The sequence below is a fragment of the Luteolibacter luteus genome (assembly GCF_012913485.1).
Lineage (GTDB): Bacteria > Verrucomicrobiota > Verrucomicrobiia > Verrucomicrobiales > Akkermansiaceae > Haloferula > Haloferula lutea.
The window spans coordinates 2442694-2464787 of record NZ_CP051774.1; the positions used below are offsets into that span (position 1 = coordinate 2442694).

Annotated in this window: 22 protein-coding genes and 1 riboswitch; of the genes, 5 read left to right on the top strand and 17 right to left on the bottom strand. The window is 61.7% G+C overall.

The window, feature by feature from the left end:
* Nucleotides 1-8: 8 nt before the first annotated feature.
* On the top strand, nucleotides 9-1322 hold the full coding sequence (locus HHL09_RS10295) for a bifunctional UDP-3-O-[3-hydroxymyristoyl] N-acetylglucosamine deacetylase/3-hydroxyacyl-ACP dehydratase (RefSeq protein ID WP_169454559.1): 1314 nt from the start codon (nucleotides 9-11) through the stop codon (nucleotides 1320-1322).
* Between the two features lie 52 nt (nucleotides 1323-1374).
* Here the strand turns inward: HHL09_RS10295 and HHL09_RS10300 are convergent, their stop codons facing one another.
* Nucleotides 1375-1977 carry a class I SAM-dependent methyltransferase gene (locus HHL09_RS10300; protein ID WP_169454560.1) on the bottom strand — a complete coding sequence of 201 codons (603 nt, stop codon included), beginning with the start codon at nucleotides 1975-1977 and terminating at the stop codon, nucleotides 1375-1377.
* A gap of 99 nt (nucleotides 1978-2076) precedes the next feature.
* Here HHL09_RS10300 and HHL09_RS10305 point away from each other — a divergent pair, with 99 nt between their 5' ends.
* Nucleotides 2077-3231: a phosphotransferase enzyme family protein gene (locus HHL09_RS10305; RefSeq protein WP_169454561.1), complete on the top strand. Its 1155-nt coding sequence runs from the start codon at nucleotides 2077-2079 to the stop codon at nucleotides 3229-3231.
* An 86-nt stretch (nucleotides 3232-3317) separates the two neighbouring features.
* Here the strand turns inward: HHL09_RS10305 and HHL09_RS10310 are convergent, their stop codons facing one another.
* The 9 genes from HHL09_RS10310 to HHL09_RS10350 form a co-directional block, all read right to left on the bottom strand.
* Complete coding sequence (locus tag HHL09_RS10310) at nucleotides 3318-3704, bottom strand: GtrA family protein (RefSeq protein ID WP_205761018.1); 387 nt, start codon at nucleotides 3702-3704, stop codon at nucleotides 3318-3320.
* On the bottom strand, nucleotides 3701-4690 hold the full coding sequence (locus HHL09_RS10315; RefSeq protein ID WP_169454562.1) for a glycosyltransferase family 2 protein: 990 nt from the start codon (nucleotides 4688-4690) through the stop codon (nucleotides 3701-3703). The genes HHL09_RS10310 and HHL09_RS10315 overlap by 4 nt, the downstream gene beginning before the upstream one ends.
* A 1-nt stretch (nucleotide 4691) precedes the next feature.
* Nucleotides 4692-6197: an ArnT family glycosyltransferase gene (locus HHL09_RS10320; protein WP_169454563.1), complete on the bottom strand. Its 1506-nt coding sequence runs from the start codon at nucleotides 6195-6197 to the stop codon at nucleotides 4692-4694.
* Nucleotides 6198-6268: 71 nt separating this feature from the next.
* Nucleotides 6269-6694, bottom strand: coding sequence for an EamA family transporter (locus HHL09_RS10325; RefSeq protein ID WP_169454564.1), 426 nt, complete (start codon nucleotides 6692-6694; stop codon nucleotides 6269-6271).
* 17 nt (nucleotides 6695-6711) lie between these two features.
* Complete coding sequence (locus HHL09_RS10330; protein ID WP_169454565.1) at nucleotides 6712-8163, bottom strand: sensor histidine kinase; 1452 nt, start codon at nucleotides 8161-8163, stop codon at nucleotides 6712-6714.
* The gene (locus tag HHL09_RS10335) at nucleotides 8160-8837 is read right to left on the bottom strand and encodes a response regulator transcription factor (RefSeq protein WP_169454566.1); all 678 of its coding nucleotides are present in this window, start codon (nucleotides 8835-8837) and stop codon (nucleotides 8160-8162) included. The genes HHL09_RS10330 and HHL09_RS10335 overlap by 4 nt, the downstream gene beginning before the upstream one ends.
* Nucleotides 8838-9041: 204 nt before the next feature.
* Nucleotides 9042-9362: a DMT family transporter gene (locus tag HHL09_RS10340; protein WP_169454567.1), complete on the bottom strand. Its 321-nt coding sequence runs from the start codon at nucleotides 9360-9362 to the stop codon at nucleotides 9042-9044.
* 22 nt (nucleotides 9363-9384) lie between these two features.
* A riboswitch (guanidine-III (ykkC-III) riboswitch) is annotated at nucleotides 9385-9450 on the bottom strand.
* Nucleotides 9451-9875: 425 nt separating this feature from the next.
* Nucleotides 9876-10841 carry an alpha/beta hydrolase family protein gene (locus HHL09_RS10345; protein ID WP_169454568.1) on the bottom strand — a complete coding sequence of 322 codons (966 nt, stop codon included), beginning with the start codon at nucleotides 10839-10841 and terminating at the stop codon, nucleotides 9876-9878.
* 512 nt (nucleotides 10842-11353) lie between these two features.
* Nucleotides 11354-12571, bottom strand: a complete 1218-nt coding sequence (locus HHL09_RS10350) for a class I SAM-dependent RNA methyltransferase (protein WP_169454569.1) — start codon at nucleotides 12569-12571, stop codon at nucleotides 11354-11356.
* 96 nt (nucleotides 12572-12667) lie between these two features.
* On the opposite strand from HHL09_RS10350, the gene HHL09_RS10355 reads away from it, so the two are divergent.
* Entirely contained in the window at nucleotides 12668-13012 is a 345-nt protein-coding gene (locus HHL09_RS10355) for a hypothetical protein (protein WP_169454570.1), read from the top strand.
* Here the strand turns inward: HHL09_RS10355 and HHL09_RS10360 are convergent.
* The 4 genes from HHL09_RS10360 to HHL09_RS10375 all read right to left on the bottom strand — a co-directional run bounded on the left by HHL09_RS10360 (nucleotide 13002) and on the right by HHL09_RS10375 (nucleotide 16564).
* The gene (locus HHL09_RS10360) at nucleotides 13002-13328 is read right to left on the bottom strand and encodes a hypothetical protein (protein WP_169454571.1); all 327 of its coding nucleotides are present in this window, start codon (nucleotides 13326-13328) and stop codon (nucleotides 13002-13004) included. The two genes, HHL09_RS10355 and HHL09_RS10360, sit on opposite strands and share 11 nt — an antisense overlap.
* A 72-nt stretch (nucleotides 13329-13400) precedes the next feature.
* The gene (locus HHL09_RS10365; RefSeq protein WP_169454572.1) at nucleotides 13401-15173 is read right to left on the bottom strand and encodes a ClcB-like voltage-gated chloride channel protein; all 1773 of its coding nucleotides are present in this window, start codon (nucleotides 15171-15173) and stop codon (nucleotides 13401-13403) included.
* Nucleotides 15170-15610 (bottom strand): PTS sugar transporter subunit IIA, encoded by a 441-nt coding sequence (locus HHL09_RS10370; RefSeq protein WP_169454573.1) that lies wholly within the window; start codon nucleotides 15608-15610, stop codon nucleotides 15170-15172. Before HHL09_RS10370 ends, HHL09_RS10365 begins: the two co-directional genes overlap by 4 nt.
* 282 nt (nucleotides 15611-15892) lie before the next feature.
* Entirely contained in the window at nucleotides 15893-16564 is a 672-nt protein-coding gene (locus HHL09_RS10375; RefSeq protein WP_169454574.1) for a hypothetical protein, read from the bottom strand.
* Between the two features lie 288 nt (nucleotides 16565-16852).
* On the opposite strand from HHL09_RS10375, the gene kbl reads away from it, so the two are divergent.
* Entirely contained in the window at nucleotides 16853-18049 is a 1197-nt protein-coding gene (kbl, locus tag HHL09_RS10380) for a glycine C-acetyltransferase (protein WP_169454575.1), read from the top strand.
* Between the two features lie 27 nt (nucleotides 18050-18076).
* On the opposite strand, the gene HHL09_RS10385 is transcribed toward kbl, so the two are convergent.
* Together HHL09_RS10385 and HHL09_RS10390 are read right to left on the bottom strand one after the other, a co-directional pair.
* Nucleotides 18077-19084, bottom strand: a complete 1008-nt coding sequence (locus tag HHL09_RS10385) for a tetratricopeptide repeat protein (protein WP_169454576.1) — start codon at nucleotides 19082-19084, stop codon at nucleotides 18077-18079.
* A gap of 121 nt (nucleotides 19085-19205) precedes the next feature.
* On the bottom strand, nucleotides 19206-19859 hold the full coding sequence (locus HHL09_RS10390; RefSeq protein WP_169454577.1) for a response regulator transcription factor: 654 nt from the start codon (nucleotides 19857-19859) through the stop codon (nucleotides 19206-19208).
* A 92-nt stretch (nucleotides 19860-19951) separates the two neighbouring features.
* On the opposite strand from HHL09_RS10390, the gene HHL09_RS10395 reads away from it, so the two are divergent.
* A complete protein-coding gene (locus tag HHL09_RS10395) occupies nucleotides 19952-20392 on the top strand; it encodes a globin domain-containing protein (RefSeq protein WP_169454578.1) in 441 nt (146 codons plus the stop codon).
* Here the strand turns inward: HHL09_RS10395 and HHL09_RS10400 are convergent.
* Entirely contained in the window at nucleotides 20364-22016 is a 1653-nt protein-coding gene (locus tag HHL09_RS10400; protein ID WP_169454579.1) for a sensor histidine kinase, read from the bottom strand. The two genes, HHL09_RS10395 and HHL09_RS10400, sit on opposite strands and share 29 nt — an antisense overlap.
* Nucleotides 22017-22094: the final 78 nt, after the last annotated feature.

Below are 22094 nucleotides of genomic sequence, written 5' to 3' on the forward strand. Positions count from 1 at the left end.
TCCCCTCCATGTCCGCCGACGCGCAGCACACCCTTGCCACCGCCGCCACCCTTGAAGGGACCTCTCTCCACACCGGGGCCAAGGTCACCCTGACCCTGAAGCCCGCTCCCGCCGACCATGGCTTCAAGTTCCGCCGCGTCGATCTGCCGGACCAGCCTTTCATCGATGCCGATGCCGACAAGGTTCAGACCGTCGAACGCGCGACCACCATCGCCGAGGGCTCGGTCAAAGTGCACACGGTCGAGCATGTCCTCTCCGCCCTCACCGGCATGGGCATCGACAATGCGATCATCGAGATGGACGCGAACGAGCCGCCGATCGGTGATGGTTCGGCCCGTCCTTTCGTCGAGCTGATCAAGAAGGCCGGCATCGCCAAGCAGGATGCCCTGCGGAAAGTCTGGGAAATCCGCGAGCCGATCCATCAGGAAAGCGGCGATGGCACCCTGATCACCATCGTACCGAGCAAGACCTTCCGCGTGTCCGTCACGAATGTCGGTCCGGACGGTCGCTTCACCCAGTATTTCTCCTCCGAGGTCAATCCCGAGACCTACGAGAAGGAAATCGCTCCGGCGCGCACCTTTGTTTACTACGAGGATGTGAAGCCCCTGCTCGACAAAGGCCTCATCAAGGGCGGCTCGCTCGAAAGCGCGATCGTCATCCGTGGCGAGCAGGTCATGACCAAGGAGCCGCTGCGCTTCACGAATGAATTCGCCCGCCACAAGGCGCTCGATGTGATCGGCGACCTGATCCTGAGCGGCAAGCGCATCCTCGGCCACGTCATCGCCGTGAAACCGGGCCACGGTCCGAACTCGAAACTCGCCGCGACGCTCAAGCGCGAATACAACCGCGTGCGCTCGCTCGCCGCACCCTTCCAGCTTCCCACCGGCGAGACCGTCCTGGACATCAATGACGTCCTCAAGATCCTGCCGCACCGCTATCCTTTCCTGATGGTGGACCGCATCATCGACATGGTAGGCGACTCGAAGTGCACCGGCGTGAAGAACGTCACCATCAACGAGCCTTACTTCATCGGTCACTTCCCAGGCCACCCGATCATGCCGGGCGTGCTGCAGCTCGAAGCGATGGCGCAGGTCTCCAGCGTGCTGATGCTCCGCAAGCCGGAGAACGCTGGAAAGATCGGCTATTTCATGAGCGCCGACGATGTGAAGTGGCGCCGCCCGGTACTGCCCGGCGACACGCTCTACATCGAAGCGGAAGTCATGAAGATCCGCGGCTCCATCGGCCAGACCAAGTGCCGCTGCCTTGTCGGTGGCGAAGTGGCCTCCGAGGCGGAACTGAAGTTCGCCCTAGTGCAGCAGTAATCGAGCAGCGGGACATCTTAGAAGAGGCACTGGAGAGATCCCGTGCCTCTTTTCATATACGGAATACTCCCATCCGCCGGTCCACCGACTTACTTGGCGCATCCGGTAGCGCCCTAGCATCCGGATGATGGATATCCGCGAGCTTGGTCGCCCCGCATTCCTGCAGGCAGGCCATCGCCAGCTCATGCTCGCGATCGAAGTAGGAGGTGATGACCATTAGGCCACCCGGCTTCAGGCAGCCGAGGGCATTCCGGAAGAGCACCAGCCAAGTCCCGGGGTCATGCCAGTAGTTCTGGTGACGGATGAAGACGAGATCAAAGGGCGGGAGCTGCTTCATCCGGTCGGTGCGTGAGGCGTCGCCCGCGCGGAAATCGAGCTGCCATCCCGGCGGGGCAGCGGGAACCCAGCGGGCCTTGCCCTCGGCGGCCTCCACCGGGCGGAGGTCGATGCCGAGATAGAACAACTCTTTTGCGAAGGGAGCAGCGGCAGTCAAAAGCACCCCGGTTTCGTCCGCCCGGCCACAGGCAAGATTCAGGATCGCGGGTTTCTCCGGAGCGACCCAGCCCGCCGTGCGAAATGCCATCCTGAGAAGGTCGCCGAGGCGCTGGACGTCGGCCTCGATGCCGGGGTAGCTGAAGGGAATGGCCGGAGTCACCGCGCCGAAGTGAGCAGCCCCGCGGATGGGATTTCAAGTTTGTCTTCCCAAGCAAGTGCTGCTACTTAGGCTCGTTTTCCGCCCGAAAAGCTGAGCAAGATGGTTCCCGCTACTTCTCCTGTCCGCCCAGTCGATGCCTCCTTGCAGGCATCCATCGCCCATATTGCCAATCAATTTGCGATCCAAGGGGACTTCGTCGATGGGGAGGAGATCGAGAGCGGCCACATCAATTCGACCTATCGGGCGACCTTCGAGACCGCCGACGGCGACCGCCAGCGCTACATCCTGCAACGGATCAACGAGCGGGTTTTCAAAGACCCGGTGGCGGTGATGCGGAACGTGGAGTGCGTGACCCGTCATATCAACTGGAAGGTCCTGCGCGTGAAGAAGGACCTCGGCGGGCAGACGCTGAACCTCTATCCGGGGCGTGGTGGCAAGTCCTGGGTCATCGGACCAAATGGCGGAGTGTGGCGCTGCTACAATTCGATCGAGGGCTGCGTGACCTACGACATCATCGAGAATACACGTCAGGCCTACCAAGCCGCGCGGGCCTTCGGATCCTTCCAAGACCTGGTGAGCGACCTGCCCCCGAGCGAGATCGAGGAAACCATCCCGGATTTCCACCACACCCGGAAGCGCTTCGAGCGGCTGATGAAGATGGCCGATGCCGATCCACATGGCCGTGCCGGTTCGGTCGGCGAGGAGCTGGAGTTCGTGCGCCAGCGTGAAAGGGATGTGGACGTGGTGTTGGATCTCCTGGCCACCCACGCGATCCCGACCCGCATCACGCACAATGACACGAAGATCAACAACGTGATGATCGACGCTGATTCCGATGAAGCGGTCTGTGTGATCGATCTGGACACGGTGATGCCGGGGGCTTCGCTTTACGACTTTGGTGATCTGATCCGCACCGCCACCAGTCCGGCGGCAGAAGACGAGCAGGATCTTTCGAAGGTCGTGATGCAGATGCCGATGTTCGAAGCGCTGGTCGATGGCTACTTGGATGCCAGTTCCGATTTCATCAACGATGCGGAGGCCGAGCATCTCGCCTTCAGCGGCAAGCTGATCACCATGGAGACGGGTATCCGTTTCCTCACGGACTTCCTCGAAGGCGACGTTTATTTCAAAACCCATCGCGAAGGACACAATCTCGATCGCGCCCGAACCCAGCTGAAGCTCGTCGCGGAAATCGAGCGCCAGCAACATGCGATGGAGAAGTTTGTCGGGAAAGTGCGCAAAGGGCGGCGCTAGCGAAAATCGATCGCCGCCCCGCGCCATCCATTTTACCGCAGCCGATTGAGCCATCCCCTCACCTCGGGCGGACCAAGCGACGCACCCTACTGGCTGCTTGCGCCTTGGAAGACCCATGTGCGGGCCAAGACAAAGGTAAGGATCGCCTGCACGCCCAGAACAAGGGCGAGGCTGATCCGATAGTCGAGCGCGACATGATGCAGCATCCAGAGATAGGCCGCCTCATTGAAGGAAAAGGTGCCTAGGGCGACGACAAACATCCGAGCATAGGTAGCTGCCCCGCCGGGATGACGGAAAGTCCAGCCACGATGACCATAGTAGCTCACTTGAAAGGCCGCCAGGAATGCCAGCACGTTTGCCCCTGCCGGCGGCAGCCCCAGCGGAACGAGTGCCGCCACCACGCCCAGATGCACGAGCGAAGCGGCGGCACCCACACAACCGAAACGGAAAAATCTGAAGAGCAAAGAGGTCACGAGTCCCGTGTCTCTGCCGTGAAGCCGTGGCGCTCCGCGACCACGTAATTCGGGCGTCCCTTCACCTCGGTAAAGATCCGCGCGACGTATTCACCCAATATCCCGATCGAAAGCAGCTGCACACCGCCGAGAAAGCTCACGGCCACCGCCAGAGAAGCCCATCCCGGCACGTGGCTCCCCTGTGTAAGCGTCCTGAGGATGATCCATCCCGCATAGAGGATCGAACCGCTGGAAATCATCGTGCCCGCCGCGACCCACAGGCGAAGCGGAAAGGCGGAAAACGAGGTCAAGCCGGTCATCGCGAGATCGAAGAGCCGCGGGAAATTGAACTTCGATTTCCCCTCCCTTCTTTCTCCGTAGACGAAGGGCACTGCCACCGAACGGAAGCCCACCCAGTTATAGAGGCCCTTCATGAAGCGGCTGCGTTCCGGGAGATCCTTCAAGGCTTTCACCACCCTGCGATCCAGAAGGCGGAAGTCGCCTGCATCCGCGGGGATATCCACGGAAGACCATCGGCTAAGCGTCTTGTAGAACATGCGGCTCAGAAAGCGGCGCAAGGGCGGATCGGTATCACGGTTCGTCCGCAAGCCGTAAACCATGTCATAGCCCTGTTGCCACTTCCTGATGAATTCGTCGATGACATGGAAAGGCTGTTGGAAATCGGCATCGATGATGACCACCACCTCGCCGCCAGCTTCGTCCAGTCCCGCGCTGATCGCGGACTCCTTGCCGAAATTCCGGGAGAGCGAAAGCAGGCGTACTGGCAATCCGCCGGAAGCGGCGATCACTTCCAGACCGGTCCCGTCGCGGCTGCCGTCGTCCACCACGATCACGTCGTAATGTTCCGTCAGCGCGGAAAGATGTTCGCACAGCCCCGTGAGAAAGGCGGCGATGCCATCCTTCTCGTTAAATGCGGGTACCACGCAAGTGATGGAGGGCCGAACCGTGAGGGGAAGGCCGGCCACGGCCAATGTCGATGGCTTCATGTCAGTTTCCAATGGGTGACGTCTTCGAAGGATCGATGCCGGCCATGTCCGGCATATCGGTGCGTTCCAGATAGAGGGATGGGCCGGAGCCCCAGCTTCCTACCAGTTTGAGCCGCCTTTTCACGGGCGCGGGAACCATGGTCATCCACCAGGAAGGCAGTGCCACGAAACAGCGTCCCGGAGCATCCATCGCAGCCAGCAGTTCATTCGCCGAGGTGGTGCTCAACACCGAACCATCCGTGTAGAACTCCGCGGAATATTTACGGGGACCATAGTAGATGAGCAAATCGCCCGCCTTCCGTTCCTTTTTGAAACGTTGCACCAGGGATCTCTCCGAATGCTTCGGTGAATGCGAGGGAGCGATGACGGTGACCACGATGGCCCAGCAGACGAGGACGACCCCCATGCCAACGACCAGCCGGCCGGCAGGATGAAAGCGTTTCCAGAAAGGAAGACCTCCCTCCTGGGGAGGAATACCTGCAAGCAAAAGGGCCAGTGCCGGCAATGCGGGAAGCGGATAAGTCGCGATGATGTTCCGGGCGGAAGTGAAGAACGCGACCGGCCAGAGCAGCCACAGCACCCAGTAAAGCCCGCGGGCATCCTGATCCATCGCCCACAACCGGAAACGCTGCCAGCGGAAGGGAAGCAAGCCCAGCAGCCCAAGGCACCAGGGAGCCGATCCGAGCGCCAGATATACCCAGATCATTCCCGGCGTCACGGGATGGGCATTCCCGTAAAGATCCCCCTGCCAGCCACGCACCGTAAATCGCTTCCAATGCTCGCCGATCAGGAAGTACTCGATAAAGCCCGGGGTCTTCCTCTCCGCCGCCACATACCATGGCACCGACAAGGCCAGCATCAGCAAGACGCCTGTGATCCAAGGAATCTTCTCCCATGTCCTCCAGATGCTGCGCGTGAGAAACACCCAGCCCGCCAGGGGCGGCAGCACGATCACCAAGGCAAGCGGCCCCTTCGCCAACAGCCCGATGGCCAGCCCTGCAAAGAATCCGTAGCCGCTCCATCGTGATCCACTGCGAAGCGCTTCACGGAAGCACACCATCGAAAGCGTCGTCCCAAGCAGCAACGCGATATCCGTCATCACCGCGGCCGAGCAGAAGAAGAACAACGGCATTCCCATGAGGAAGGCGGGTGCCGCGACTGAAGCATTCCGGCCGAGTTCCCGTCTCGCGGCTCGCGACACCAGAAGGAGAACCATCAGCGCCGCCACAAAAAGAAAGATCCGCGAACCGAATTCATTCACCCCGAAAAGCGCGATGCCCAGGGCGGACATCCAGATCGAGAGCGGTGGTTTCGCCCAGAATGGCACCCCATAGTCGAACTGCGGTGTGATCCAGTCTCCCGTCTCCACCATCTTCCGCGCGATCTCCGCATAGCGGGATTCGGAAGGATCCGTATGCGGAGCCACCACCAGCAAAAGCACGCGGGCAATCAAGAGAAAGCCCAGCAACCATCCCATGCGGCTGCGAGGCGTGGCAGGTAAACTCATCGTGGCTATCGCTTAGCAGGCCGAAGATGAGAATCCGGTGAGCCGCGGAAATTTATGCGGAAATTTTCAGATCAGTGCCGAGGCCAAGCCAACACAAGCGCCCCTGTCACGATAAGCAAGGCACCCGCGGCCTGCTGCCAGCCCAGACGTTCCTTGAGAAAGACCACCGCGAGAAGGATCGCGAAAACCACGCCCAGCTTGTCGAGAGCAGCGACACGGGAAACCTCCCCGAGTTTCAACGCATGGAAATAGCACAGCCACGACGCGCCTGTCGCCAAGCCTGACAAAACGAGCGGAAGCCATGCTTGCCGGGGAATTTCCAGCACGGCCGACGGCTTCGCCGTTGCGAACGCGAGGCTCCAGACAAGGACCAGTACCACGCTGGTGCGTACCGCGATGGCGAGATTCGGATCGAGGTTTGCCACGCCCGCCTTCGCGAGGACGGCGGTGACTCCGGCGAAGAACGCGGAGAGCAAGGCCCATACAATCCAGCTCATGGAATGAAGTGGTTTATTTATCCTTCGTCCCGGTCTGACGCGGGGACCGAGAGGATGAATTCAATTTCGCCTTTCTCGCTCCGCGCCCGCAGATCTCCTCGCATCGCCTTCGCTGCCTCCAGGCTCAAGGTTAGTCCCACACCCAGATGCGAGCCCGCATCGTGACGGGAGGTCTCGCGGCGAAACAGCGGCTCGAAAAGGCGCTCCGTATCGATCGGCTCTTCTCCGGTCGTGTTCCTCACGGAAATTTCCGCCCGTCCATCCGCCTTGACCACCTTGATCCAGATCTCTCCGCGAGGACTGGTGTAGGAAATCGCGTTGTCGAAAAGATTGTTCAGGATGATGCGGAGAAGCGCGGGGTCAGCGACAGCCGTCAGGGGGTCTCCGGGAAGTAGAAGGTGGATACCCAAGCTCCGCGCCTCCGCCCTCAAGCCGAAAGGCTCCCAACAGGCTTCGATCGCCCCAATCAATTCGACGGGCTCCAGCACCGCGGGAGCCACATCGCTGCCGATGCGCGCCAGCGCGGAAAGACGTTTCACCAGTTCCCCGAGTTCCACCGCGGACTTCTGGCAAGTCTGCAGGTGGGCGGCATAAGTGGAGGCATCACGATTTTGCGAAAGCGCGAGATCGGTAGTGGCACGCAAGCCCGCGATGGGAGTCCGCAATTCATGCGCCGCATGGCGGATGAAGTCCTTCTCGCGTTGCCGGATGGCAGCTACCCTGGAGAGCAAGCGATTGAAGTGGGTCGCAAGGCCAGTCAGCTCACTAGGCAGGTCTTCCGGCAAATCCAAAGGCTCATCGAGACGATGCGAGGACCGGTCCTGCACCTGACCCGAGAGTTCGTAGATCGGTCGCAAGGAAGAGCCTACCGCGCGCTCAATGAGTACATACCCGAGCCCTAGGGTAAGCAAGCTCCCCCCGATCAGAATCCAGCGCAGATGCTGCAGGGCCCGATGCACCGGCTCCGCATCACGCGCCACCACGAGGATCTGGGGCAAGGTTTTCCGATCTACCAGGGTGCCGCGCGCCTTCATCGCCTCCACCTCCTCCTCGAGCACGAAGGGATAGATCCGCAGGCCGAGCGCCCGGGCATGATGGCCGTCCGAAAGCTGGATATTCCTCATCAGCGGAGCACCGTCCACGCCCGTGAACTTCGGCAGATCCCGCCAACGCAGTCCGGGCGAGCGGCTGGTGGATCCGGTCTTCTCGTTCCAGAATTGGAACAAGGCTCCCGCCACCAAAGTCTGATTCGCGCCGAGCCCCTCTTCCCATTCGTAGGTGATGGCATCGTTTTCCAGTTCCACCTGGTTTGCCAAAAGCGCCGCCGTCTCCTTGATGGCTTCGTCGGTCTCACTGTAAAGGCTGCTCTCCACCAGAAGATAGACCGTGGCCGAAAGCACACAGAGCAGGACTCCCACGCCGACCCCGCAACGGACAAGCAGCGAACGCCGGATGGAGGGAGAACTCATGGCAGGGTCGCTTCGAGCACGTAGCCTTGGCCACGGCGGGTCTGGATGAGGTCTGGTGCGCCCTCCGTATTCAGCTTCTTCCGGAGGTAGCTTACGTAGACATCCACGGCATTGCTGCTGCCACCCATGCCATCTTCAAAAACGTGCTCCCAGATGTCGGCACGCGGGACCACCTCTCCGGCGCGATAAGCGAGGTACTCGAGCAAGCGATACTCCAATGCGGTCAGCTCGATGACGCGCCCGGCCCTCGCAACGGTGCGGCGGATCGGATCGACGTCCAGATCAGCGACACGGATGAGGGGAGACTTCTTCACGTAGCTGCGGCGCAGGAGAGCCCGCACCCGGGCCAGAGCCTCAACCAAGGGAAAGGGTTTCACCAAATAGTCATCGGCACCGGCGTCCAGCGCTTCCAAGCGATCATCCAGACCATCCCGCGCGCTGATCACGAGAATATGCACCGGGTTGTCCAAGGCGCGGAGCTTTCGCAGGATGCTCATCCCATCCACACCGGGCAGCATGAGATCGAGAAGGATCGCATCATACTGGCCATTCTGCGCGGCCCAAAGCCCCTCTTCGCCACCCTCCTCGGAGTCGACCAGATAGCCGGCTTCCCGGAGGAATTGGCAGATGCCTTCCCGCAAGGCGGGATGATCTTCAATCACGAGGAGGCGCATGAGTTGAGGGAATGATTCGCATCAAGAGCCCGAACCCGCAATCCATCGTTTTCTCATCATTCTCTAATGTCCCTTGTGCTATTGGCTCCGCGTCGCGGCAGCCCCCCCCCTGCGGGGATCTGTCGCTGACTACGGCATCCTCCGACCCGGGGTGGGACGGGGGATGCCAAACGGCCATCCAACCGGGGATTTCCCGGGATCAAATCAGTGCGAGGTGAATTTCAGACCTACGATCGAAATCACCAGGAGACCCAGGAAGATCGCGCGCGGCAGGGACATCGTCTCGCCGAGGAAGGCCACCGAGAAAACGGCAGCACCCGCGACGCCGATGCCGACCCAGACGGCATAGGCAGTACCGATCGGAAGGTTCTTCACCGCTGCGGCCAACAAGGCCATGCTCGCGATCAAGGAGATGCCGACAAAGAGCGAGGGCCCGAGCTTGGTAAAGCCCTGTGTCGATTTCAGGCCGAGGGCCCAACAGATTTCAAGAAGACCAGCGAGTACGAGTAATAGCCAAGGATTCATAAGGCACCGTGAATAGGGTTCAGGTGCGTCGTCTTTTCCTTAACCGGGTACGGCGCGTCTCGTCCGGGCGGCGGGAAAGAAGCATCGCGGGAAGCGGGGGTCAAGGCCGAGTCAGCCAAAAAAACTCGGCGTACTACGCAAGATCGCTTGGTTTCACCTTCGAAGGGTAGCTGCCGATGGCCGCAATCAAGCAATCGGTCGGCGTGTCCTTTCCGCAATGGCGGCAATGAAGGTGAATGATCAGGTTCTTCGAGAAGGTCTCGCCCGCGGCTTGCCCACAGTGCGGACAGATTAGTGCATGCAGGAATCGCTGCTGCTTCACGACAAAAGACCCGACATAAGCCATGCCCAGAAGGACGGGGATGGCTCCGATCCACTTCCCAACCAACGAAGCTAACACCGCAGCGATTGCAGCCGAGCAAAGAACCAACGCGAGCTTCGGCAACGAAAGATCGGGATACAGTCTCCTCAATTCATCCGCGCAAGGGACAACCGGCTCAGGTTCATGCGCCTTCATTTAAGCCGGGGCTCAAGCCAATCCGCAATCGTGTCCAAGGCTTCCTGACTCATCGTGACCGGAGCCGGCAACTTCACGTAGTTCTGCGGGAAGCCGTCGTCATCATGGACGAAGAGATGATTGAGGTCCGGAAGAATCCGTGCGGTGACGTCGGGATTTCCGCCTGCTTTGAACGCGACTTCCTGAAGTGGCACCTGTTCGGGTTGGGCCTGTTGGTCTCGCGAACCGGTGAGAATCAGTACGGGTGTCTTCACCCGTCGCATCGTGGCCGCGGGGTCATGACTGAGGAAGAACTTCATCCACGGATCCTCAGCCATCATGGCGTCGATCTTTGCAGGGATGTCCGCAATGAGCGCATCACGCTCGGCGGAAGAGAGCTTGGTGTCATGCTCGTAGCCGTTTTTAATCTGGAAATGGAGGGCACTGCGCGGCGGCTCGGCCACGCCTGCCAAGAGCACGATGGCACGGAGAGCAGGTTCCTTTTCTGCAACCATCGGCGCGATCACCGCGCCCTCGCTATGACCGATCACGCCCAGACGATCGGCACGGACCTCGGGCCTTGAGCGCAGGTAGGACAGACCAGCCCGAATGTCCTCCGCGAAGTCGGCACTGGTGGAACCCTTGAAGCTTCCGCCGGAGGACCCGGTGCCCCGATCATCCATGCGCAGCACAGCGATCCCGCGGCGGCCCAAGGCATCTGCCACTTGCCGGAAAGGCCGGAAGCCTTCCAAGCCGATCGCTTCATCGCGATCCTGCGGGCCGGAGCCGGTGATCGTGATAACGGCAGCCACCGGCTTCTCGCGGGTGGCTGTCTTGGGCAGTGTGAGCGTGCCCGCAAGGCTGTGTCCCGCGGGGGTTTCCACTTTCACCTCCTCCGCCGTGTAAGGCGCGTCTTCGGGAGTCGTGTAATCCGGTGACTTGTCCTGTGCGGAGGCCTGAACAAGAAAGCCCAGCACGGACACACACAGAAGTCTGCAAGCCTTGCCCATCATCCCGCGCATCCTATGCGCCTGCCGGGAGCTTTCAAGAGGCATCGCGGCGGGGCCTTGTCAGCGTGGCCACCGTTGAGAGGCAGGGCCGGTGAACCATGAGACCCGCAAGTCCGTCTGGCCCTCCTTCCGGCAATGGCGGCAGCTTGTATAGTTGAAGCCATCGCGCCGGACAAGTTCACCAGCTGGCTCTCCGCAGTGAGGGCAGGCGATCGCATTAAAGAAGCTCTCCCGCCTGAAGAAATCGACGATCCCGAATACCATCATGGCGGCAAAGAACACCCCTCGTGCCCAGCCAACACCGGTCCACTCGGATGGAAGACTCAACAAGATAAAGACCGCAACGAGACACAAGGTGGCCGGCCTCGCGCTCCGATAGCGGAAGCGCTGGTATTCCTCATTGCACAAGGTGACCGGAACTCCTCCTTCAGAGGAGACTCTTCCAATAGGGATGATCGCTCCGGGTTCCACTGCCATGATAAGGTTTACGCTCGCGTGAGCGTCATCACGCACTCGAGATGGCGAGTATGCGGGAAGAGATCGAAAGGCTGCACTTTCTCCAACTTGAAACCGCCCTGCTGGAGAATCGAAAGATCACGCACCTGGGTCGCGGGATCGCAAGATACATACACCACACGCGCCGGCGCGAAGGCGATGAGCTGCTCCAGGAACTCCGGCGAGCAACCCTTTCGCGGGGGGTCGATGAGCACGGCCGTTTCTGTGGCCGGAAATTGGATGTCCGCGAAGATCGCTTCGGCGGAGGCGGCCATGAAGGTGGCATTCGTGATGCCATTCGTTTCCGCATTCCGGCGGGCCCAATCGGCGGCGGATTCATTCACCTCCACGCCAGCCACTTTCTCGAAGTGTTTCGCCAAGGTAAGCGCGAAGAGACCGGACCCGCAGTAGGCATCGACGAGATATTTGGCTCCGCCCGCGCAGGCTTCCGCCGCGGCGTGACCGGTGAAGGCCGGAAGGATGAAGGGATTGTTCTGGAAGAAATCGCCGGCTAGGAAATCAAAGGACAGTTCGCCGACATGCTCGGTCACCACGGCGTTCGGGTTCGTCTCCACCTTGCCTTCGGTCGCCCGGAGCAGGAGAGTGGCACCCTTCTTGAACATCTTCGCACGCTGGCGGATGGATTCCCGTTCGCGGGGTAGCGCAGCATTGATCTCCGCCATGGCGATCGGGCATTGGGGCACGTCGATGATCCCGCTGCGGCGCCCGATCGGGAGGAAGCCGATGCCTTCGATCACGCCATCGCGCGGGCGATCGAAATGCGGCGTGATTTTCGAGCGGTAGTTCCAGACTTGCGGCGAGGCGATGCAGGGCTCCACGGGGAACTCGATGCCTGCCATGTGCTGAAGAAGTTCGCCGACCTGCCGCGTTTTCCAAGCAAGCTGCGCTTCGTAGGTGAGGTGCTGATACTGGCAGCCGCCACAGGTGCCGAAGAGCGGGCAGCCCGGCTGGGTGCGCTCGGGTGCGGCTTCCAACACCTCGATCAGGTCCGCCTGCGAGCAGTTCTTGTCATTCCGGAAGACGCGGGCCTTCACCAGTTCGCCCGGCAGGCAGAAGGGAACAAAAACCACCCAGCCATCGATGCGGCCGATGCCGATGCCGAGATTGCTCAGGGCATCGATGCGGAGTTCGATTTCCTGATGATAGGCAAAGGGATGCGGGTGGAATTTCTTCGGCGGACGCTGCATTTGGAAGCACCGGGGTAGGACGCCGGGGGGATCTTGCCAAGCCCGGCTTTACCCCGACTCCTTGCATTCGCCTCCGGGGAGGGGCAAAGTGGAGGCATGAAAGCAGGTCTGGGACTGCTACCGCTGATGGCCGGGCTGATCTCTGCGGAGGAAAGCACGGACACGGTCTGGTATGATTCCAAGGGCCGGGTCGTAGTGGTCGAAAGCGCGGCGGAAGCCAAGAAGGCAGCGGCTCCATGGCTTCCCCAGTGGGTCGCGCGTGAGGAACGCCGGGACAAGGCCCTGCGCGGTGACGGACGTCGCCGAAGCCGCTCTTCATGGGACGGGGCGGTCTATTCCACGTGGGATTGGGGCTATCCGGCGTTCTACTGCCGCCCTTCTCCCTGTGTTCTTGTCCCCTGCTCCCGGCCTTTTTCCGGGGTACGGGTGATCATTCGCTAGGCTTGTCCCCGGGTGCCGGAGCAGGAGCGGGCTTGGTGCCACCTGGCGGCGAAGCGATCACGGCGTTGGCGTTGTTCACCGTCGGTGCGGTCGGCGTGAAATCCTTGCCCTCAGGCAGTTCCTTGGAGGGGTCGCGGACCCGCATTCCCTTGCGTTCTTGGGCCACCTGCATCGGGACGACTTCCTCCGACTGCGGACCAGCCGGTTTGTTCGGCTTCGGTTTCACCTCCGGGGCTGCCTCGATCAAAATGGCCTTATTCGGCGCGCAGGAGGCGGCGAGGCAGGCAATGGAGGCGCAAAGGATGAAGCGGGTCATGGAACTCGGGTCGGGCGTGGAACATGCCGCGCCAAAATCGGCTTGGCAATGGAGAACCCGAGGTGGGCCTTTTCACGCATCCGCCGCGGTTTTCGGCTTTCCCGCGAGGAAGAGGAGGACGTCCCCGCGGGTCAGGGAACCGAGGAAGGCCCCGCCCGGGCCGGTCACGGGGAGGCGGCCCAGATCGGAGGCGTTGAAGGCATCCAGCGCGTCGCTCATCGTCTGGGAGGGGAGCAGGCGCACAGGATCCTCCCGCATCACATCGTGGGCGATCAGGAGACCTTCCAGCTCCGGCTGATCGAGGTAGGGCTTGATGTCGTGCAGGGAAACGACACCGACAAACTGGCCGCCTTCCACGACATTCAGGGAGTCGTGCTTGCACTGGAGGAAGGCACGGGCGACTTCGCCGAAGGAGGCCGCGGGAGAAAGGGTGGTGCTGTCGTTGGCCGCCAGGTCACCGACCTTCAGGGTGGCCAGATGCTGGGCGACCACGGCGGCACCCTTCCGGTCGAGAGCCTCACCGTAAAGCGGACGCACATTCCACATGCGGCAGAGGTAGTAGCCTGCTCCGCTGGCGATCAGCGCGGGGAGCAGGACCTCGTAGTTCATGGTCAGCTCGAAGAGCATCAGGATCGCCATCACGGGAGCGCCAGTGGCTCCCGCCAGGAAGGCCCCCATTCCGACCAGCGCGCAGGCTCCGGGCTCGATTCCAGACTGGGGAAAAAGAGCGGTGACGCCGAAGCCGAACAGGTAGCCGGTGGCGGCACCGGTGAAGAGCGTGGGCGTGAAGACACCACCCACCGCGCCGGAGCCGAAGGTCACCGCGGTCGCGAGAAGCTTGCAGGCCAGAATGATCACGAGCTCCTGCCAGATGCCGGGATGGTGCAGGACACCAAAGACAAGGCTGCGTCCATTTCCCGCGACCTCCGGATGGACCACCGCGAGACCGCCGACAATCAAGCCGCCCAACATGAGGCGGAGCGGCGACACCAGCTTCAGCTTGGTGAAGCCTTGTTCGACGCTTTTGAGCAGACCGAGGAAGAGCGGGACCAACAGGCCAGCCGCAAGGCCGAGCACAAGGTAGACGAGCAGCTGCCAATTCGAGCCGAAATGAAAGGCCGGAGCCGCGTAAAGAGCCTCCGCCCCGTAGTGAGCGCGGGTCACCAAGGTGGCCATCACGGAGGAAACCACCAGCGGCCCAAAGGACTCCATCGCCAGCGAGCCCAGGACGATCTCTGCCACGAAGAAGGCCCCGGCGATCGGCGCATTATAAGCGCTCGCGATGCCTGCGGCGGCGCCACAAGCGACCAGCTGGCGCTTTCGGGCCAAGGGGAAAGCGAACCATCTGCCCGCCACCGAGGCGACCAGCGAGGAAAGCTGCACCAAGGGACCCTCCCGTCCGATCGAGGCGCCGGAGGCACTGGAAAACCAGGCCGAGATGCACTTCACCAAGCTGGCTCGGACCGAAAGGTTCCCGTCCCCCACCACCACGGCTTCCATGTAATCGGTGGTGTTCGCGGTGGCCTTGAAGCGGCTGCCCCAAAGCAGCGTGAAGCCGGCTAATAGCCCACCCAGTGCCGGGACCATGACCCGCTTCCAGTGAGGCATGGCGACAAAGCTCTCCACATAGCTTTCCCGATAGCCGGTGAAAACCTGGTGGAGCCATTCGGTGGCTTCCTTGAAGCCGATCGAAGCCCATGCGCCGGCAATGCCGATGAGAACGGCCCAGAAAAGAGTGGCTTGCATCTCGCCGACGCGCAGCCGTTCGGCCAGCCAGATGCGGGCACGCACCAAGCGCCGGGCAGCCGCCCCCAAGTCCGGCTTGCTGGCCGCTTCGTCGCTCATGATCCCGCAAGCTCGGCTCGGAAAGTCTCTTCATCCTTCGCCGACAAGAGCTTCTCCACCACGCCCGGAGCCCTGAGGCGGCGGGCCAGGGAAGCCGTCATCGCGAGGTACTCGGAGATCCGCTGGGGCGGAACTCCCACGAGAAAAATCAGTCTGACGGGGGTGTCTCCGAACTTCACCGGGGAGGCCAGTCTGCCCACGGCCATGACGATCTCAGACACCGCGGTGCAGCGGGCGTGGGGAAGGGCGATGCCACTGCCGAGCAAGGGAGGATTGATCTTCTGGCGCTCATAGACCGCCTCAAGGAAGCGGTCCGGCTGGAGAATCCGCGGATCCCCGGCGAGTTGTCCTGCCACGGCCGCGATGGCTTCATTCTCCGAGGATGCATCGAAATCGATTAAAAGAGGCACATCCGCGGAAAGAGCACAGGGTAACATGACCTTTCCATAAAACGGCAGGGCCACGGCGGCATCAAAAATTGTTCCTTTCTTTTGGAGAGGCTTACCATTTCCCCCTCCGAAATCGGGCGGAGGTCACCGCCTGTTCCGCCTGATAAAACAGGGAAAATAACAGGCGGCCGACCCGGTTTCGCGCCACACAATCGCTCAAGGGAGGACACAGGAAGAGAGCTGACATGGCCGAGATTTACCATGCCGGCAGATCTCCTTGAATCCGCACCAGTGGTCCCCAGCCGGAAAGGCTAGGGCCGGTGGATCCACTTATCCTTCGGGATCGATCCGGACCAAAGTCACCCATCGTTTCTCAGAGCGTTTTCCATCGAGGCCCCGAGGCGGCTCCAACACCGAGAGCATGCGCCACTTGCCTTCCTTCAGACGGATGAGACCGCCCGTACGGAATGTCCCGAAAGAGGGCATCTCGACCAGCAGGTCCTTCGCCCCGTGCGAGAGGTTCCCGAGGAACGCCACGTCATCGAAGCTGAGGGCGAGATCCCAAGAACGATCTTCAGCGGTCACCGCTTGAACCTTCGCCTCAAAGGTGCTACCTGTATTCCGGGTCTCGAAGGAGGTCGGGACCGCATATTTGCCGGCGGAATCGAGCCAGTTCCGCCACTCGCTATCCCCGGCGACACCTTCCTCCCTGGCCTTCGCGGCAACCGGTTGCGCCGGCGGTTCATATTCCGTCGGGTAAATGTATTCGACGATCGACTGCCCCTTTGCGGCGGTCGCTTGGTCGATGCCGAGCGAGGAATTGAAGGCCAGCAGCGCCTTTCCCGCGAGGAAGTCCTTTCGCAATTGCTCCCAAGATGAGCCATCTGCGACCTCGTCTTGCCAGCGGACCGCTTCCAAGCTCGACCCTTCCCAGATCTCCAGACGCAAGAGCAGGGCGGCACGCTCCTCCCCATCGCGCCCTGCCGGGAAGACCAGACGCATGGAGGAATCCTGATGGGGAGCAAAGGGATCCGGATTCGGATCATTCGTCTCCCATGCCTGATCTACGGGAGCTGTTCCCGAGGACTCTGGTTCCGCAGTTGAAGACCAAATGAGAGCATAGGATCCAAAAAGGACGAGGAGGGACTTGGAAGCATTCATAGCGTGTTGTCTGAAACGAGCGGCGCGCGCGGGGCATTCGGTCAAAAGATGGAAATGACTCCTTTCCGCACAATGTTTGCGCGAAATCCGCATTCCGGTCCGGCGATTTGCTGTTCAATCTCCGCCGCCATGTACTCCGACGCGCTTGCCTCCCACCTCCGCACGACGCTCTCCGAAATCGAATCCGCCGGCCTCTACAAGCGGGAGCGCCTGATCGACTCGACCCAGAACTCGACCGTCCGCCTGAAGGATGGCCGCGAGGTGATCAACATGTGCGCGAACAACTACCTAGGCTTGGCCGATCATCCCGAGGTGGTGGCTGCGGCGCGGGCATCGGTGGACCGCTGGGGCTTCGGCATGGCGAGCGTGCGCTTCATCTGCGGCACGCAGACGCTGCACAAGCAGCTGGAGGAAAAGATCTCCGAGTTCCTCGGCACGGAGGACACGATCCTCTATCCGAGCTGCTTCGATGCAAACGGCGGACTCTTCGAAGTGCTGCTCGGCCCGGAGGACGCGGTGATTTCCGACGCGCTCAACCACGCCTCGATCATCGATGGCGTGCGCCTGTGCAAGGCGAAGCGCTATCGCTACGCGAACAACGACATGGCCGATCTGGAAGCACAGCTGAAGGCGGCAGATGCCGATGGCGCACGCTTCAAGCTGATCACCACCGACGGTGTCTTCTCCATGGACGGCATCATCTGTGATCTCGATCAGGTCCATGCACTGGCCGACAAATACAACGCGCTGGTTCACTTCGATGACTGCCACTCGACCGGCTTCCTCGGTGCCCGTGGCCGCGGCACGCACGAGCACTGCGGACTTTTCGGGAAGATCGACGTGACCACCGGCACGCTGGGCAAGGCCCTCGGCGGAGCCTCCGGCGGCTATACCTCCGGCAAGAAGGAGATCATCGAACTACTGCGCCAGCGCTCCCGCCCCTACCTTTTCTCGAACACCATCGCCCCGCCGATCGTGGCCGCTTCGCTGAAAGTCTTCGAAATGCTCGAAGCCTCCACCGAACTCGCCGACCGGGTGAAGTCGAACACCGACTACTTCCGCAGCGCGATGGCCGGCACCGGCTTCACCATCGCTGGGAAGGATCACCCGATCTCTCCGGTGATGCTTGGCGACGCGGCGCTCTCCCAGAAGTTCGCGGACAAGCTGTTGGAGCACGGGGTGTATGCCATCGGCTTCTTCTTCCCGGTGGTGCCACAAGGCAAAGCGCGCATCCGCACCCAGATCAGCGCGGCACATACGCGCGAGCAACTGGATCGCGGGATCGAGGCCTTCGTGAAGACGGGGAAAGAACTCGGCGTGATCTGAGGCAGCCGTCAACGCGTGGCCGCGGGTTCAACGCTGCGGATACTTCTCCAGCATCCAGTCGTTCGCCGCGGTCTCGCCAAAGAGCTTCGCGCGATCGAAGTAGAGCGCCCAGTCGCCTTCCGCCACCGAGGGATCCTTCATCAACTCGGTAACCTGCTTCATCCTGCCGGTGACGTTCTGTTTCAACTGCTCGATCTCTTCCAACCGTGCGCGCGCTTCATCGGAGTCGATGTCGCGCAGGGCTTTCTTCTCGATGACCATTCCCACCAGCATGTCGACAAGGGTTCCCTCTCCTTGAAGCTGCTGGCCCAATCCGGACTGGATCCCTCGCACGGATTCCGCGGATGCTTCGTCTCCCCCGGCCCGGAATTCCTCGCCCAACTTCGCCATATGGTCGGAGAGGTCGCGGAGCTGAAGCACCAAGCTCTTGGTTCCCCCATAGAGCGCCATCAATTTCGCCTGGGCCGGCGGCATGCCTGAAAAAAGGAAGGCTTCCTCTGCATTCTGGGCGGATGCGATCGTGAAATCGTCCAACGGCTTGCCGACCGATTTCCGCAATTCCTCGAGCGCCTCATCCTTCCTGCCAAGCTGGAAGAGCGCACGCGCCGCCATGCAATTCCCCATCGAGTTGTCGGGAGCCACACGCTTGAGGTTCTCCAGAATCGCGAGCCGTTTCTCCGCGTCCTGCACCTGGGACAGGCTTATGATGAGAACCTGGGGATGATCCGGAAATCTCTCCTCGGCTTCTTTCAGATAGGCCTCGCCTCCGCCCAACCTGAAGGCGGCCAGCAGGGAATCCACACTGCGATTCCTCGCGTCCACGAAGGTCTTGATCTGCTCCGCGGTGAGTCCCTGCTCGTCCAAGCCCCCGTCCGACGCGAGGGCGAGTGTTTCCGCGAAGGAGCGCTTGACCAGTCCCGCGGTCCGGGCCCGCTCGACTTTGGGGGAGCGGGATGCGGAGGTCGGGCGACTCCCCGTACGGGAGCCCTTCTCCGGTCCGGCATCAGTCCCCACGCCTTGGTCGCGTGACGGCATTAGGACGAAAACCAGCGCCGCGAGGCAAAGCACGGCGGCCCCTACGGTGGTTTTCTTGGGGAAAGGCGTTGGCATCCATTCCCTTCCTATCAACTCCATCCGACCGGCAAAGCGGAATCGCTCAGCCTTTCGGCTTGCCCAAAACCTCCACCGCTTGGAGCGCCGCGGCGTTCCGGTTCTCTACGCCGAGCTTCGCGAAGATGCTGCCGAGGTGCTGCTTCACGGTCTTTTCGCTCATGCCGAGGATCGCGGCGACATCACCATTGCTCTTTCCCTGGGCCACCCACAGGAGGACTTCCGCCTCACGGTTGGTGAGGCCAAGGGTCATGAGCGGCTCGTGGCTGGAGTAGTCCGGCTGAAAGCCAATATTCGTCGCAGCGGCCTGCACTCGGGCCTCGACCGCTTCGGCACGCGCCAAGCGGGCTTCGACCGCGGCTAACAGATCAAGGCGCGGGACCGGCTTTACCAAGTAGTCATCCGCGCCGGAATTCATGCCGGTACGGACGTCCCCGCGATCGCTGCGAGCAGTGAGAAAGATGAAGGGGATGGTCGCGGTGGTCGGTTCGGCACGCAGGGTCTGGATGACACCATGGCCATCGAGCTGGGGCATCATCACATCACAGATGATGAGATCCGGCAGCCGCTCGAGCGCGGTCTCCACGCCGGATTTCCCGTTGTCGGCAGTGAAAACTTCGTAGCCCTCCAGGGTGAGCATCAGCGCCAGATTCTTCAACATCTGGGGCTGGTCTTCGACGACGAGGATCTTCTTTTTCATGGGAGGGAAGGCGATTCAAGGCATGGGAGAATCCCCCATCCGACCAAAGTCGGAGTGCGGGTTTCCCCCCGTCCTGATTTACTTGAGCCGTGATGACCGCAGAACAAATCCTCCGGCTGCGCAAGTCTTTCTCCCTGGTCAAGCGCCAGGCTGACGTCGCCGCCTTCTACTTTTACCGCCAACTCTTCGAACTGGACCCGACCTTGCGGCCGCTGTTCCAGACCGACATCGAGCTTCAGGCCCTGAAGCTCAACGACACCTTGGACGAAGCCTTGGACCTCCTAGACCGCCCGATCGAGCTGGCCGCGACCCTCCGCGAACTGGCGGAGCAGCACGCCGAATATGGCGTGAAGCCTGGCCAATATGCCACGGTGGGGACGGCCATGATCTCGATGCTGGAAGATATCCTCGGCCGGGATTTCACCTTGGAAACCCGGCAGGCATGGGTGGCCTTTTACCAGCTCGTCTCCGGTGCCATGCTGATGGTCGCCGAAAGCCGCGGTACTAGCCGAAGACTGGCAGCCGCACGGTAAAGGTGGTGCCTTCCCCGGCCTCCGAGAGGAAGCCGATGCTACCGCCGTGGAGTTCCACGCAGCGCTTCGTGATCAAGAGGCCGAGCCCGCTGCCGGGCAGATCCGCCACATTGCTGGCGCGGTGGAAGGCTTCGAAAAGCCGGGACTGATCTTCCGAGGGAATCCCAATGCCGCGGTCGCTGACCGTGAAGACCGCTTCCCGATTCTCGCGGCTCACCCGGAAGCTGACCGGACTACCTTCGGCAGAATACTTCGCCGCATTCGAAAGGAGGTTCGAAAGGATGTGGCGAAGGAGGGATTCGCTGGCAATGGCACCCTCAAGGGTCGGGGCGAAATCGTGCTCGATCGGGCACTTGTGCAGGGTCGCGGAAAGGGACTCGTCGACGAGCTTGGCGCAGAGTCCTTCCAGATCGAGCAGCTCCGGGGTGAAGGCCAATTTTCCCGCGTCCGCCCCACCGAGCACGAGGACCTGCTCCATAAGATCCCCCATGCGGCGGGTGGCGGCGTGGATGTCCTCGAAGAGATCGACGCGATGCTCGACCGGAAGCTTGTCGTGGTAATTCCGCAGCAGTTCGACGGCAGACATGATCACGCCGAGGGGCGTGCGGAATTCATGGGAAACGATCGCGGTGAAGCGGGACCGCAATTCGCTAAGCTCACGCTCGTTTTCCAAGGCGCGACGCATCGTTTCCTCGGTGCGAAGCTGCTCGGTCTTGTCAGTGACGGCAGCGATGATGCGTGGATTCTTCCGCCCCGGCATGCGGGCGAGGTGGACGGAGCAGGGAATGTCCCGGCCGTCTCCCCCGCGGTGCATCCAATCGAAGACCGGCTCCTCGCCATCGAGGGCGGCGGCAATTTTCTCCCGGGCGGACTCGGTGCTGAGGCGGCCATCCGGCTGATACTCCGGGCTGAAGTCCGCCGGACCTCCCGAGAGCAGGCGCTCCCGGCTGACGCCGTAAAAGCGAACGGCGCTCTCATTCGCCTCGAGGAAGCGTCCGTTGTTTTCCAGATCGAGCACCACCGTGGGGGTAGGCGTGTGCTCCATGACCATGCGGTAGCGGGCCTCGCTTTCCCGGAGGGCAATCTCCGCGCGCTGGCGGCCATCGATTTCGACGGCGAGCGCGACCCACTGGGCAACGTAGCGGGCGAAGTCCACCTCGGTCGCCGTCCAATGACGCATCTCCCCGACGTGCTCATGGCACACCACGCCAAAAAGGCGCCCGTGGCGGTGGACCGGAGCATCGAGCATGGAGCTGATACCGAGCGGCCTGAAATAGGTCTCCTGAAACTCGGCGAGGCGTGGATCCGCCATGGTATCATCCGACACCACAAGATTCGAACCTTGGTGCAGGGCCTTGAAATAGAAAGGGAAACTGGATGCTTCCAAGTGCAGCAACTCGTCATCGAAGCGCTGCTCGGACAGGAGGAACTGAAGTTCCCGGCGGATGGCGCGGCCTCCGGATTCCATGCTCCAGTAGCCCACACGCTCGACTTTCAGCGCGCGGGCGCTGTGCTCCAGGAGATCGCGCAGGATCTCAGCGAGTGGCACGGCACCGATCCGCTCGATGAGAGTATCAAGCTGCTCGGTCGCCGGACGGGAAATATCGGGAGGGGTGGCACTCATGCCGGATGCCGGTGGGTCTAGCGCAAGCGGGCAGCGATGAAAATGCGAATCCGCGGCAACCGGATTCCCTCCTAGAAC